We start from the raw sequence: 15,198 nt of genomic DNA, 5'->3' as shown, positions 1-15,198 counted from the left end.
GGGATTGACGTTCTCAGAAAACCAAACCAAACCAAATGGCTTATGAGAATAAACCTTACTTTTATCTTACTAACCGGTGTCTTCCTGCAAGCCTCAATGGCGGCAAGTGGGCAGAACATTTCCCTGACCAGGAAAGGCATCTCCCTGACAGAGGTATTTAAAGAAATCAAACGCCAGACAGGTTTTGATTTTGTCTATAGATACGACGTCATAAAAAAAGCTAAAACGATTAATATCAATCTTAAAAATGAACCACTGGAGACGGTGCTCGACAAGTGTTTTGAAGATCAGCCACTGACCTACTACGTTGATAACAATACCATTGTGGTTCGAGAAAGAGACAGGGCTACAATGTCTCCCGGAGCAGCAGCAGCAGATATCCTGATTCGCGGTATTGTGAAGGATGAAACAGGCCAGCCGCTTCCCGGTGCAGGTGTTAAGGTGAAAGGTGCTTCTACCGCTGCTTCTGCAGATGTGAATGGTGCCTTCAGCATTACTGTTCCAAATGAACAAACGGTTTTGATCATCAGTTATATTGGTTATGAGCCTCTTGAAATTACAGTAGGCAGTCAAAAGACACTCAATGTTCAGTTGAAACCTTCAGGTAATGCCCTTGATGAGGTAGAGATTGCGGTAGTTGCTTTTGGTACACAAAAGAAAGAAAGTCTTGTTGGTGCGCAGTCTTCTGTTAAGGCATCGGAACTGAAACAGCCCGTGGCCAACATTAGCTCCATGCTTGCAGGACGCCTGCCGGGGCTGATTGCTGTAAACAGGAACGGTGAGCCTGGTTCTGATCAGGCGGATATCTGGATCCGTGGCATCTCCAATATTGGTGGCGACCGTAACCCTTTGATCATCGTTGATGGTGTTCCGGGCCGTCCAATTAATGGATTAAGTGCTTATGACATTGAATCGTTCACGATTCTAAAAGATGCTGCTGCTACAGCTGTGTATGGCATCAGGGGTGCCAATGGAGTAATCCTTGTAGAAACCAAAAGAGGTAAGGTGGGCAGCCCTCAGATCAATGTAGACTATTTTCAGGGTATCACAACCTTTACGAAAAAGCCAGAATTGATTGATGGTGTGGACTATATGAACCTCGCCAATGAAGCTGGGCTGACTGAGTTTGTGAGATCAGGAACATCAGGGACTTTCTCTCCAAGGTATAGCGCAGAGACCATCAACAGGACTGCGTCAAATGAAAATAATGTTCTTTATCCAAATGTTGACTGGATTGATGCGGTGTTCCGTAATTTCGGACAGAACCGCACGGCAACGGCAAATCTTTCCGGAGGGGTAACGAATGCCAGATATTATGTTTCCCTGGGTTACTATGATGAGACTGGATTGTTCAAAACTGACGACAGCCAGAGCTTCAATTCTACACAGAAATTTTCGCGTTACAATGTAAGTACAAACCTGAACTGGGACATTACAGGTACTACAAAAATGGACCTGGGCCTGAAAGGTATCCTTGGACAAGGAAACTATCCTGGTCCTGAGAATGCTCAGGGGGTATTCAACCAGGCTTTCCAGATTAATCCGGTTTCTTTTCCTGTGACTAATCCAAATGGATCTATCCCAGGAATCAGTGGTCAGGGTGATCAGAGAAATCCTTATGCTGATGTGACCAGACGAGGATATAGAACCACCTTCAATACCCAACTGTTCTCCAACTTAAGGTTAACTCAGGACCTGAAGGTCATCACTCCGGGATTGAACGCAACAGGAATGTTTTCTTTTGATATCAATACGAGTAATAACATTGACCGTATAAAAAGAGAGAGTACCTATTATATCAATCCTAATGACCCTTACAATGCGGATGGTAGTTATAAATACAACCAGACTTTTACCGGTCAGAATTTCCTGGGGTATACGAGGTCAAATGGCGGCGACAAGAAGTTGTATGCGGAGCTCGCTTTGAATTATCAGCGTGATTTTGGAAAACATGCAGTTTCTGGTTTATTGTTGTATAACCAGAACGACAATACCAATGCCTTTGCAAGTAACTTTACCCTTTCCATTCCTTACAGGTTACAAGGGGTGGCAGGTCGCGCAACTTATGCTTATGACAACAGGTATTTTGCCGAATTCAATATCGGGTACAATGGATCTGAGAACTTTGCACCAGACCAGCGTTATGGTTTCTTCCCTGCATTTGGTTTAGGCTGGATTGTGTCTAATGAGAAATTCTTTGAGCCACTGAAAAATACCTTTCAGTTGATCAAGTTCCGTTATTCTGATGGTATTGTAGGAAGTGGTGGAAGTACTTCTGGCTATACCGACAACGAAGCCAACAGGTTTTATTACCTGACGAAAGTTGGAGATTCCAACATTCCGGGGTATACATTCGGCCAGACCAGAAATGTTGGACTTGCCGGAATGAATGTTACCGCTTATGGAGTAGACATTACCTGGTCTGAAACGCGTAAGCAGGACTTAGGATTCGAAGTGAAGACGCTAAACAACACCTTGTCGGTTATTGTGGATTTGTTTAAAGAACACAGAACCGGAATCTTCCTGGAAAGGGGATTGGTGCCGAATTATATTGGTTTGGTTTCTAACCCTTCAGGAAACTTAGGTGAAACGAAAAACAAGGGTATCGACGGTACTCTGGAATACTTTGCTAAATTTAGTCCTGATTTTGACATTACCTTCAGGGCAAATTATACTTATAACAAAGATCAAATCATTGAAAACGATCAGGCACCCACAAGGTATCCATGGATGGAGCTCAGAGGAAGTAATATCCTGGCGAGCACACGTGTAGGATACATCGCCGAAGGATTGTTTACCTCGCAGGAGGAGATCAACAATAGCCCGACACAATTCGGGACGCTGTTGCCTGGTGACATTAAATACAAAGACCTTAACGGTGACGGAACGATTGATGCGTTTGACAGGACCATTATTGGTCGTGGTGATGTGCCTTCAGCAATGTATGGTTTCGGATTTGCAGCGCGCTACAGAGGCTTTGACCTCGGTGCATTCTTCCAGGGACAGCACAATGCGGACATCATCCTGAGTGGTGATGCGATCAACCCTTTTACCGGTTCTGGACAAACAAACCTTCATGCTGCTGCAACAGATCGCTGGACGGTTGAGAATCCACGTCAGGATGCGATGTTTCCAAGGTTGTCTTATGGTGTGAACAATAATAATTTCCAAACCAGCACCTGGTGGAAACGTGACATCAGCTTTTTACGTTTGAAAAACCTTGACTTTGGTTATACGCTGAACAAAGGTATTCCAAAGGCAGGCATCAAAAGGATGAGGGTTTATTTCACAGGTTACAATGTGCTTACCTTCTCAGATTTCAAACTTTGGGACCCGGAAATAGCGTCCGCTAATGGTACCAAATATCCGTTGATCTCTACTTACTCTTTAGGTTTCACCGCTAACTTTTAATCAAAATGAAGAAAATATATCTATATACAATCGCAACCTTATTAACAGTTAGCAACTATGGTTGTAAGAAATTTCTCGATCAGGTGCCTGACGACAGGCTGACCTTCGACGAGTCTTTTGCTACAAAATCTACTGTCGACAGACTCCTGGCAAATGTGTATTCTACTTTGCCGGATGAAACGGTTCAACGTGCGGTAGGGTCTTCCAATGCCGGTCCATGGACAGGTGCATCGGATGAGGGTAACTATAACGGCGGTAACTTCGCCAATAACATCAATACCGGTGGTTGGGATGCCACAACGGGTACAGTAAATACTTTCTGGCAGAACTACTACAGAGGCATCCAGGCTGCGAGTAATTTTATGGCCAATGTAGATAAATGTACCGATTGTAATATCGGCGGTATAGACTACGTGAACCGCTATAAAAATGAAGCAAGAGGAATCAGGGCCATTTACTACTACCACTTGCTGCGTCAATACGGACCAATTGTGTTATTAGACAATCTGCCAAGTCAGCCGGATGCACCTATCCCGACCATCAGCAAGCCGAGAAGTAATTTTGATGCCTGTGTAGATTTCATCGTTGCTGAACTTGACGCTGCTGCAGAGGGACTGCCGGCTTTACCTCAGAATAATGACGATTATGGGCATGTGAATAAAGCGGTATTGCAGGCTTACAAAATCCAGACGTTACTTACGGCTGCAAGCCCGCTATTTAACGGCAACACTGATTATGCTGATCTTAAGAATCAGGATGGTACACAACTCATCAGCCAGACTGTAAGTCCGGCGAAGTGGAGAAGAGCGGCAGATGCTGCGAAAGCTTTTATTACTGCTTACCCTAGCTTTACCCTGTTTACAAAACCGGGTGCGAATCCATTCCAGACTGCTTTCCTTTCCTGCAGGGACGTGATGCTGACCGACTGGAACTCTGAAATCATCTTCGCCCGTGGAAATGCGAACATCAGTTACATACAGTATGATATGGCGCCAAACCATAATAATGGTAGTGGTGGCGATAAGGGCGGTTCTTTCCGTGCGGCATCTCAGCAGATGGTGGAAGCTTATTTTATGGCTTCTGGATTACCAACGGATGCCACTGGATCCGGATATTCCAGGACAGGATTTACGAATTTCCAGGCTCCTGATGATAATCAGGAAAGATCGGTAAGCAATATGTATGTCAACAGGGAGCCTCGTTTCTACGTGGGGATCACCTATACCAATCGGAAATGGATCAATCCAAATTCGACGATCGTGACGAATTTTGCTTATGATGGCAATGCTGGAAGAGGTGGTATCGGTAATGATGATTACTCCTCTACAGGATATACGCAGCGTAAAAACCTATCTACGAGTGGCTGGCAGGCAACTGGCAGAACAAATGTGGTGATCCGTCTTGCAGAAATTTACTTGGATTATGTAGAGGCATTATATGAAGCCAATCCTTCGGATCCTGACGTGCTGATTTACTTGAACAGAATCAGGGAGCGCGCTGGTATTCCTCAGTATGGTTCTGGTGTTGGAATGCTGCCTGTTCCTGCAGACCTACGTGATGCCATCCGCAGAGAGAGAAGGGTAGAGCTTGCTTTTGAGTCCCACCGCTATTTCGATACCAGGAGATGGAAAATTGCAGAGACTACCGACCGCAGCTTGTTAGGACTCAGTACCATGCAGACTGTCGCCAATGGATTTTATAACGTCATTCAGATTGAGTCAAGGGTGTTCGAGAAAAAACACTACCTGTGGCCAATACCAAATGGTGAAATTCAGAAAGTTCCGATAATTGTTCAGAATACTGGCTGGTAACCCCTAGTACCAGAAATTGATGCCCCGACCCGGCTTTCCCTGAAAACAGGGAGCCGGGTTTTTTATTTTATTCTTTTACGGTATGATTATTGGTAAATTTGCGTTTTACCATACACCAGGTATTTATTAAAAAATATGATCATCAATAAAACGGGAGAAGCTTCAAATTATCTCCGTAAACTATTTACCCTATTTCTCATTTTTACTTTTCTGATTGCCGCCGGTGCTTTGCTGCTGAGACATTCCATGTTCCAGAAGCTGGAGGGGCTGAGTGGAAAATTAAGAGACCAGTCACAAACACAGGAGATCAGCAACATCCTGCTGGACCTCAACGGTGCTGAAAATGATTTTCAGCAGGCCATTTTATACGGACATACTGAAAAGCTGGCCGACTACAAAAGCAAACTCAGCGGCACATTCAGTAAAATTGAAAACATCCTTAAACGGTATAACCTGGACAGCAATTCCCTGTCTGTCAACCAGCGCAAGCTGGGCAAATCCTTCGACGTAAAGCTGCACATTTCTAATGAGGTGTTTGCGCTGAAGCACAGTTTTGATTCCTTACTTCAGATTACAACAGTTAAGAACATCAGTGGTAATCCTTCGGAAAAACTGATTTCCAGTTATGGATCGATCAGCAGGCAGAAACCTGTTTCGCGCGCGGATACTACGGTTACAGAAATAAATGATCAGCCGGAAGCGAAAAAGGGCCTCTTTAAAAGAATACAGGATGCCATCACCAATAAACAGGACAAAAAAGCTTCTGTTAAAGTGGTGACTGTCAATCGTGAGCAGCAAATCCGTGATTCCATCAGCCGTGTTCAGTATCGTAAGCAGACTTTGTCGCAGCAGCAGTTCCTCAAGAAGTTAAATGAGGAGAACAGCCGGCTGGCCAAATCTAACCAGCAACTGATCTCTGCAAACCTGAACCTGGTGATCCAGTTGCACCAGCTGGTGCAGGAACTGAAAGATGCACACGTAGTAGAGTGGGAGAAAACCAGGACAGAAATTTTGGATCAGTATCAGGCTGCCGTAAGCGATATGAATAATTTTACGGGCATCGCAATTGTGATGGTGCTCGTGTTCATTGTGTTGCTCATCATTTACATCCGCAAGGCCGGGCGTGCTGAAGAGCGTTACATCCTGGAGAACGAGCGTGCTGTGGCCCTTGCCGAGCAGAAGTCGGAAATGCTGGCCATCATGAGTCATGAGATCCGAAATCCGTTGACGACGATCACGGGTACCATATTTTTACTGAACCGCTCCTCGCTTACTGACGATCAGAAGAAAAAACTGGAGTCCATTAACGTAGCTTCGGGCATGCTCATGGGGACCGTTAACGATGTGTTGGATGTGAGTAAAATTGACAGTCAGAAAGATGGTGCACTGAACATCGTTTCTTTTCAGCCGGTAGTGGAAATAAAAGAGGCAATCGCCGCCATGGCTTTCATGGCAGAGAAGAAAAACATTACACTCAAAGCGGAATATAAGGGCGACCAGGAAGCGTATGTGAAAGGCGATCCTTTCCGCCTGAAGCAGATCATGATGAACCTGCTCAGCAATGCGGTGAAATATACGGATCGGGGAGGGGTGCTCGTAGATGTGGAACTGCAGGCCTTTGATGGTGCAAATGAGGTGTTGAAAGTGAGTGTGATTGATACCGGTATTGGTATACCAAAAGATCAGCAAGCGAAACTCTTCACACGATATTATCAGCAAACAGGGGAGCAGGCAAGTCGGGCACCGGACTTGGGCTCTACATTTGCCAGCAGCTGGTGAACCTGCAGAAGGGACACATCAGTGTGGAAAGTGAAACTGGCAAAGGTTGTCATTTTAAATTTCACATTCCTTATGATACCATTGGGGAGAATTAAAGGGCTGAAAAACTTGTTTTTTTATCTATCGCGATTTAGTAACTTAGAAGAACACTAAAAACCTATGATTATGAAATACCTATCATTCCTGCTGCTTTTTACTGCTATGTCATTCGCAGCAACTGCCCAAAACAGTGATGCCATCGTTGGCAAATGGATCAATTCTTCTGGTGAAGCGCACATCGAGATTTACAAAAAAAGCGATAAGTTCTTTGGCAAGATTGTGTGGCTGAAAGCACCGAAAGATGAAAAAGGAAATGTAAAGACAGATGTTAAAAATCCGGAGTCAAGCCTGAAGAGCAGACCGATCCTGGGGATGGAGATGTTGACAGGTTTTGTTTACGATGATGGCAAATGGGAAGATGGTAAGATTTATGATCCCAAATCAGGAAAAACTTACAGTTGCACGATGGCCCTGAAGAGCAATGGCGACCTGAATGTACGCGGTTACATCGGCGTTTCCTTTATCGGAAGAACAGATGTCTGGAAAAAGGCAAAATAGATGAAGAAACTGATTTATTGTATTTTATTATTACCCATGGCCGTTTTCGGTCAGACAACTTATAGCCTTACACCGCTCAATGCGGAGTCCAATGCCAGCTTTCGCGGCCTCAGTATCGTGTCTGACCAGGTTGCTTGGGTGAGTGGCAGCAATGGTCAGATCGGAAAAACGCTGGATGGTGGCCAGACCTGGGCCTGGATGAAACCTGAAGGGCACGACAAGCTGGACTTCAGGGATATTGAAGCGTTTAGTGCCGATAAGGCCATCGTCATGAATGCCGGGGCTCCCGCTTATATACTGCTCACTGTTGATGGGGGAAAGACCTGGAAGGAAACTTATAAAAATACCGATACGGCCATTTTTCTTGATGGTATGGATTTTTGGGACGACAACAGGGGCATCATGTTCGGCGATCCCATCAAAGATAAAATGCAGCTGCTGCGTAGCATCGACGGTGGCAATAACTGGAGTGACATCTCTGGCAATCTGCCGGCGAAGATGGGGGTGGGTGAAGCAGGTTTTGCGGCCAGCGGAAGCACTATTGAAACGATGGGCGAGGGGAGGGTATGGATCGCCACAGGCGGTACGGTGTCCAATATTTACTATTCTAGTAATTTCGGCGCGACCTGGCAGGTTTTCGAGTGTCCGATCCTGCAGGGTAAAAGCAGCACAGGACCTTTCTCCATGGCTTTTCTAAATGAAACTACAGGAGTGGTAGTTGGCGGTGATTATCAGAAAGATAAAGAAAATGAAAATAATGTGCTGTTGACAAGTACGGGTGGGAAGACATGGGTCAAACCTTCAAAACCTGTGGATGGTTACCGCTCCGGTGTCATTTATATAGATAAGAAAACCCTGATTGCTACCGGAAGCTCGGGCACAGACGTTTCCAGTGATGGAGGCCGCAACTGGTATAACATTTCCAGCATGAACTTCAACGTGATCAATAAAGCAAAAAATGGAAAGCTGATCCTTCTTGCGGGAAATAAAGGACAAATTTATAAACTATCTATTTCAGAGTAATGCAATGATGCAGAAGGTTCATCATATTGCCATCATTTGTCGCGATTATCAGGTGTCAAAGGCCTTTTATACAGAAGTACTAGGGCTGACGGTCATCCGGGAGGTTTACCGCCAGGAGCGGGCTTCCTACAAGCTCGACCTTGCGCTGAATGGCGAATATATTATAGAACTGTTTTCTTTTCCTAACCCTCCTCAGCGGCCATCAAGGCCGGAAGCTGCTGGCTTAAGGCACCTTGCTTTTGAGGTGAGAGACCTGGACAGGGTGGTACTGGAACTCCACGATAAAAGGGTAGTCTCGGAGCCCATACGTATTGACGAGTTTACTGGCAAAAGATTCACCTTCATTCAGGATCCGGATCAGCTGCCAATAGAGTTCTACGAACAATAAATCCGCCGTCTTTATAATTTTAACTTCAGCTTCTCCTCTAGAATGGATTCCAGAAGAAAGTTGGACTGCTGCTCTGGACTGAGCAGGTCCTTTAGGCTCACCTGGTCGAGCAACTGATCGACAGTCAGCTGGATCATCTGCCACAGGGAGCGCACAGAGCAATCAATAGAGTTGGTGCAGAGTTTTACTGCACCCGGGTATTCTTCGCAAAAACGCTGACTGAACAGCGCTCCTCCCAATACCTTTAATACCTTGTTGATGTTAATTTCTGCCGCAGGCATGGCAAGGCTATACCCGCCCTTATTACCCGGAGTACTGTTGATGTAACCGGCCATACGGAGAAGACGTGTGAGCTTTGCCACATAGGCGGTCGACAAGCCCTCAGATTCACTGATGGCGGCGATGCTCAAACCTTCTTTTCCTTGTCGCGCAATGCGCAGCAATATCCGCAAGCCATACTCTTCCTGAGCTGTGATTTTCATAACGTCTGTTTCTTACATCATTCCTAATTCAAACCTTGCAGTTTCTGAGATCATGTCGTTGTTCCATGGCGGATCCCAGGTGACCACTACCGAAACTTCATTCACTCCCTCAATCTCCTTTACCTTCTGCTCCACTTCGAGAGGAATGCTCTGCGCTGCTGGGCATCCCGGAGCTGTCAGCGTCATGACAATCTGCACGTTGTTCAGCGGAGGAAGGATCTCCGTCTCGTAGATCAGGCCAAGCTCGTAAATGCTGACCGGTATTTCGGGGTCATAGATGGTCTGCAGACAGTCGATGACCTTTTGTTTCAATACTTCTTTGTCCATCATTATGATGTTGTTTTTTCTGATTTCTTTTTCTTTTCGGCGTCGGTTTATTTCTATTCTACGCGTGTTTTACTGCCCTGCTGTCTGTATGGTTTTGAAGGCTAGCGCATAGTTTTTCATCTGCCTGATCATTGACAACAACCCGTTTGACCGGGTCTGTGCCAGATGGCTCATCATGCCAATCTCGGCAATGAAGTCCAGCTGGGTGTTGATGATGTCATCAGCTTTCTGCCCCGACAACACCTTGATGAGCATGCTCACCAGTCCCTTGACAATCACCGCATCACTGTCGGCCTTAAAATAGACGCGGCCATCTTCATAACTGGCGGTAAGCCAGACTGTCGACTGGCAGCCTTTGATCTTGTTGTCGTCGATTTTATGGACTTCCTCCAGCGGAGCTAATTTCTTACCCAGGTCAATGATGTATTCATATTTGTCTTCCCAGTTGTCAAATAAAGAGAAGTCTTCGATAATCTCTTTTTCAATTTCAGCAATAGACGGATGGTTCATCAGGATAACATTTTTATAGTTTTCAAAATACCGGTCACCAGCGCATCCACTTCTGCCTTTGTATTATAAAGGGCAAAAGAGGCACGAATGGTTCCGGGAATGCCAAAACGTTTCATCAGGGGTTGTGTGCAATGGTGTCCCGTTCTCACAGCAATGCCCAGGTTGTCGAGGATGATGGCGGCATCCTGAGGATGGACACCATCAATCACGAAAGAAACCAGGCTGACCTTGTGTGCTGCTTTTCCAATGATTCTCAGGCCCGGGATATTTTCCAGCTGTGCGGTGGCGTACTCCAGTAGCTCATTTTCATGGGCGCGGATTGCCGGTTTGCCGATGCTGCTGATGTAATCCAACGCTGCCTTGAGGGCAATAGTGTCTGCAATGTTTGGTGTACCAGCTTCATATTTATAAGGGAGTTCATTGAAGGTAGTTTGTTCAAAAGATACTTCTTTGATCATCTCCCCGCCTCCCTGAAACACGGGCATCTCTTCCAATAAGTCCTTTTTTCCGTAGAGTACACCGATGCCTGTAGGACCGTAAACCTTATGGCCCGAAAAGGCAAAGAAATCACAGTCAAGGTCCTGTACGTTGATGTCCAGGTGTACGGCCGACTGTGCACCGTCTACGAGGACGAGGGCTCCTGCCTGATGTGCAGCAGCAATCATTTCCTTTACCGGATTTACCGTGCCCAGGGCATTCGATACCTGCACAATGGAAACGAGTTTTGTTCTCGGGCTGAGCAGGGCCGTAAAGTCCTCCAGCGCAAATGCACCCGCATCATTTACAGGGATCACTTTCAGCAGCGCCTGTTTTTCCTGACAAAGGATCTGCCAGGGAACGATGTTGGAGTGGTGCTCCATACCGGAGATGATGATCTCATCACCTGCGTTGATGTGTTTACGTCCCCAGGTATAAGCTACCAGGTTAATGCCTTCGGTTGTTCCCCGGGTAAATATGATCTCTTCTGTAGTTTCCGCCCCGATAAAGTCCTTTACTGTTGCACGCGTTGCCTCATATGCCATAGTGGCTTCTTCGGCCAGGGTATGTATGCCGCGGTGAATGTTGGCATTGTACCGGCTGTAGTAGTCGGTCAGTGCATCGATCACCACCTGTGGCTTTTGCGATGTTGCTGCATTGTCAAGGTATACCAATGGTTTACCTTTGACCATTCGCTCCAGTATCGGAAACTGCTGTCTGATGGAATCTGTCATGAGCATCTTATTGAATAGATAAATGTTGCTGGATCAGTGTGTCAATATGTTGACGAAGTGGCTCAATTTTTACCTGCTCCACTATGTCCGTTGCAAAGGCTTGAAGCAAAAGCACTTCGGCCAGTTCTCTGGAAATACCACGGGCCCTGAGGTAGAATAAAGCTTCTTCATCTAGTTGTCCTACGGTACATCCATGTGAGCATTTAACGTCATCTGCAAAAATTTCCAGCTGAGGTTTTGCATTGATGGTTGCCTGATCGGACAGGATGATGTTTTTATTCGATTGGTAGGCATTCGTTTTCTGCGCATCCGGCTGAACGATGATCCTGCCACTGAAGACGCCAGTTGCAGCGTCGTCGGCAATATTTTTATACAACTGGTTACTGAAACAGTTCGGATGTTTATTGTCTATCAGCGTATGGTTGTCCACATGGGTTTTTCCTTTCAGCAGGGAAAGTCCGTATAGGTGTGTCTCGTTGCCTTCCGCATCGAGGATCATGTTGAGGTTGTTTCTCAACAGGCCTCCGTTCAGGGAGATGGTAACCGTGTGGACATGGCTTTTACCCGTCTGGTGGATGTGTGTGCTGCTCACCTGGCTGGTATGGGCGGCATCATTCTGAAGTTTATAATATTCCAGAAATGCATCTTGTGCCACTACGACTTCCATAACCGCATTGCTGAAGCTGTCCATGGTACCAACGGTCCGGAAGGTTTCGGCAATCTGGATTTTCGCACGTTTGGAAACATAGACCAAACTTCTCGGCTGTGTCAGAATTGCCTGATGCTGAGCATCTGCAAGGTGGTAAATGTATACCGGATGGCTCAGCTCTTTTCCTGCGGCAACATGGATGAATACCGCATCGGTAATGAAGGAGGTGTTCAGGGCATGGATGCCATCTTTCAAATAGACACTGCTTTCCCCCAGGTGTTGATCGATGATCTCTTGAAAACCCGCTGAGGCAGCCTGCAGAAGTGGCATTACCTGAAGTTCTTCTATGGTCGACCGGATGATTGATAATGATGGTTCATACCTGCCATTCACAAAGTATAAAACATTGGCATTGGTATGTTCGGGGAGCTGGATTTCTTCAATAGCAGCAGCAAGCGATGCAGGATTGTCCGTAAATGGAGAAATCTGGTATTCTTTATCAAAAAGAGAACTGATATTGGTGTATTTCCACTCCTCGAGTTTCGTTGTTGGGAATCCCTTCTGGTCGAAAGTTCCGAAGCTGCCAGCCCTCAATGCCGCCAAATGGACAGTATCATTTTCGGTCTGAAGCTGCTGAAACTGATCTTTAAAATAAGTCGCATTCATTGTCTTACTAATTTAATGAAGCCTCTACAGGTTGGCCATATCGGCCGCTTCGGTAATGAAATCATATCCTCTTTCTTCCAGCTCCAGGGCGAGCTCCTTGGTGCCCGACTTTACGATCTTTCCTTTGTACAGTACGTGTACAAAGTCTGGCTGTATATAATCCAGTAAACGCTGATAGTGGGTGATGAGGAGGATGGCACGATCGCTGCTTCTTAGTTTGTTGATGCCATTGGCAACGATGCGGAGTGCATCAATGTCAAGACCTGAGTCGGTCTCATCAAGAATGGCCAGTTTGGGCTCCAGCATGGCCATCTGGAAAACTTCATTTCTTTTCTTTTCACCACCGGAGAAACCTTCGTTGATGGAGCGGCTCAACAGCGACTGGTTGATCTCGACCATGGCCATCTTTTCTTTCATCATTTTGAGGAAGGAAACCGCATCTAGTGGATCCTGGCCCAGGTATTTACGTTTTTCATTGACTGCAGCCTTGATGAAGTTGGTAGTACTGACGCCAGGGATCTCAACCGGATACTGAAAAGCCAGGAACAGACCCTCACGGGCACGGTCTTCAGCAGGAAGAGACAGCAGGTCTTTGCCCAGGAACTTTACTTCACCTTCGGTTACTTCATATTCTTCCCTACCGGCAAGGACAGAAGAAAGGGTGCTTTTGCCTGAACCGTTGGGGCCCATAATGGCATGCACTTCCCCGGCTTTAATCTCCAGGTTTATTCCTTTTAAAATCTGTTTTCCGTCAATATTGGCGTGTATATTTTTTATTGATAACATGTCTTGATAAATTTTAATCTAATAATGGTATTAACCCACACTTCCTTCCATGCTGATGGCAAGGAGTTTTTGGGCTTCAATGGCGAACTCCATAGGGAGCTGGTTCATTACTTCTTTAGCGAAGCCGTTTACGATCATCGCTACAGCAGTCTCCGCATCAATGCCACGTTGTTTGCAGTAAAACAGCTGGTCTTCACCGATTTTTGAGGTCGTAGCCTCATGTTCAATGATGGCTGTTTTATTTTTGACCTCGATGTAAGGAAAGGTATGAGCGCCACACTGATCGCCAAGCAGGAGCGAATCGCACTGCGAGAAGTTCCTGGCATTCAGCGCCCCTTTGCCGGCGCGGACCAGGCCGCGGTAGCTGTTCTGGCTTTTACCTGCGGAGATGCCCTTCGCCACGATCCTGCTGCGTGTGTTCTTACCCAGGTGGATCATTTTTGTTCCTGTATCTGCCTGCTGATAGTTATTGGTGAAAGCCACGGAGTAAAACTCACCGATCGAATAATCACCTTTGAGGATCACACTGGGGTATTTCCAGGTTACCGCAGATCCTGTTTCTACCTGTGTCCAGGAAATTTTGGCATGGTCGCCGGCACAGATGCCCCGCTTGGTCACAAAATTATAGATGCCACCCTTACCTTCTTTGTCGCCAGGATACCAGTTCTGCACCGTAGAATATTTGATTTCTGCTTTACGCATCGCCACCAGCTCTACCACAGCGGCATGCAGCTGGTTTTCATCACGCATGGGTGCGGTACAGCCTTCCAGGTAACTTACATAACTTTCTTCTTCAGCAATGATGAGCGTCCGCTCAAACTGACCGGAGTTCTCTGCATTGATACGGAAGTAGGTAGAAAGCTCCATTGGGCAGCGTACCCCTTTAGGGATATAACAGAAAGAACCATCTGTAAATACTGCGGAGTTCAGGGCCGAAAAATAGTTGTCGGTCATCGGCACCACCGATCCTAAATATTTCTTTACCAGCTCAGGATGTTTTTGTATGGCTTCACTGATAGAACAGAAAATCACGCCAATCTCTGAGAGCTGCTCCTTAAAAGAAGTCGCAATCGATACACTGTCCATCACCACGTCCACGGCAACGCCGGTAAGTCTTTTCTGCTCATTCAGGGAAATGCCCAGTTTGTCGAACGTAAGCAACAGCTCAGGATCCACCTCATCCAGGCTGTTCAGCTGCTCTTTTTTCTTAGGAGCAGCGTAATAAATAATGTCCTGGTAGTTAATAGGAGGGTACGTGACGTTAGGCCATTTGGGTTCTTCAAGTTTGAGCCAATGGGCAAAAGCCTTCAGGCGCCATTGCAGCATCCATTCCGGCTCGTTCTTTTTTTCGATATCAGCTCAATTACTGACTCGTTTAGTCCTTTTGGAATAACATCCGTATCAATATCTGTAACAAAGCCGTACTTGTATTCATTCTGTGCGGTTTGCTCTAGTATATTCAAATCTTCTTTCATGATCATCCGTCTTTAAGCTATGTCGAATAGCATTCTTTGGTATACAAAGATACGGTTCGTGTACTGTTTATACAAAAGAGTAT

11 protein-coding genes and 2 pseudogenes are annotated in these 15,198 nt (G+C 46.0%); 6 read left to right on the top strand and 7 right to left on the bottom strand.

Going from position 1 to position 15,198, the window contains the following annotated elements:
* Positions 1–42 precede the first annotated feature (42 nt).
* The 6 genes and pseudogenes from PBAL39_RS13230 to PBAL39_RS13205 all read left to right on the top strand — a co-directional run bounded on the left by PBAL39_RS13230 (position 43) and on the right by PBAL39_RS13205 (position 9,009).
* The gene (locus tag PBAL39_RS13230; protein WP_198139819.1) at positions 43–3,411 is read left to right on the top strand and encodes a TonB-dependent receptor; all 3,369 of its coding nucleotides are present in this window, start codon (positions 43–45) and stop codon (positions 3,409–3,411) included.
* 5 nt (positions 3,412–3,416) lie between these two features.
* Positions 3,417–5,222, top strand: coding sequence for a RagB/SusD family nutrient uptake outer membrane protein (locus PBAL39_RS13225; RefSeq protein ID WP_008242230.1), 1,806 nt, complete (start codon positions 3,417–3,419; stop codon positions 5,220–5,222).
* Positions 5,223–5,357: 135 nt separating this feature from the next.
* A pseudogene (locus tag PBAL39_RS13220) lies at positions 5,358–7,096 on the top strand (sensor histidine kinase).
* 64 nt (positions 7,097–7,160) lie between these two features.
* Entirely contained in the window at positions 7,161–7,598 is a 438-nt protein-coding gene (locus PBAL39_RS13215) for a DUF2147 domain-containing protein (protein WP_008242224.1), read from the top strand.
* Positions 7,599–8,621, top strand: a complete 1,023-nt coding sequence (locus tag PBAL39_RS13210; protein ID WP_008242222.1) for a YCF48-related protein — start codon at positions 7,599–7,601, stop codon at positions 8,619–8,621. It begins immediately after the preceding gene.
* A 4-nt stretch (positions 8,622–8,625) separates the two neighbouring features.
* Positions 8,626–9,009 (top strand): VOC family protein, encoded by a 384-nt coding sequence (locus PBAL39_RS13205; protein WP_008242220.1) that lies wholly within the window; start codon positions 8,626–8,628, stop codon positions 9,007–9,009.
* An 11-nt stretch (positions 9,010–9,020) separates the two neighbouring features.
* Here the strand turns inward: PBAL39_RS13205 and PBAL39_RS13200 are convergent, their stop codons facing one another.
* From PBAL39_RS13200 to sufB, 7 genes and pseudogenes are all read right to left on the bottom strand, one after another.
* Positions 9,021–9,491, bottom strand: a complete 471-nt coding sequence (locus tag PBAL39_RS13200) for an Rrf2 family transcriptional regulator (protein ID WP_008242218.1) — start codon at positions 9,489–9,491, stop codon at positions 9,021–9,023.
* 12 nt (positions 9,492–9,503) lie between these two features.
* Positions 9,504–9,821, bottom strand: a complete 318-nt coding sequence (locus PBAL39_RS13195; RefSeq protein ID WP_008242215.1) for an iron-sulfur cluster assembly protein — start codon at positions 9,819–9,821, stop codon at positions 9,504–9,506.
* Between the two features lie 66 nt (positions 9,822–9,887).
* The gene (locus PBAL39_RS13190) at positions 9,888–10,328 is read right to left on the bottom strand and encodes a SufE family protein (RefSeq protein ID WP_008242213.1); all 441 of its coding nucleotides are present in this window, start codon (positions 10,326–10,328) and stop codon (positions 9,888–9,890) included.
* Entirely contained in the window at positions 10,328–11,545 is a 1,218-nt protein-coding gene (locus tag PBAL39_RS13185; protein WP_008242212.1) for a cysteine desulfurase, read from the bottom strand. The genes PBAL39_RS13190 and PBAL39_RS13185 overlap by 1 nt, the downstream gene beginning before the upstream one ends.
* Position 11,546: 1 nt before the next feature.
* Complete coding sequence (sufD, locus tag PBAL39_RS13180) at positions 11,547–12,854, bottom strand: Fe-S cluster assembly protein SufD (protein ID WP_008242209.1); 1,308 nt, start codon at positions 12,852–12,854, stop codon at positions 11,547–11,549.
* Between the two features lie 24 nt (positions 12,855–12,878).
* Positions 12,879–13,640, bottom strand: a complete 762-nt coding sequence (gene sufC, locus PBAL39_RS13175) for a Fe-S cluster assembly ATPase SufC (protein WP_008242208.1) — start codon at positions 13,638–13,640, stop codon at positions 12,879–12,881.
* Between the two features lie 30 nt (positions 13,641–13,670).
* Positions 13,671–15,115: pseudogene (gene sufB / locus PBAL39_RS13170) on the bottom strand (Fe-S cluster assembly protein SufB).
* Positions 15,116–15,198 lie beyond the last annotated feature (83 nt).

This window comes from Pedobacter sp. BAL39, from assembly GCF_000170795.1.
Taxonomy (GTDB): Bacteria; Bacteroidota; Bacteroidia; order Sphingobacteriales; family Sphingobacteriaceae; genus Pedobacter.
The sequence above is the reverse complement of the archived record's forward strand: the minus strand, read 5'-3'. Positions and strand labels throughout refer to the sequence as shown.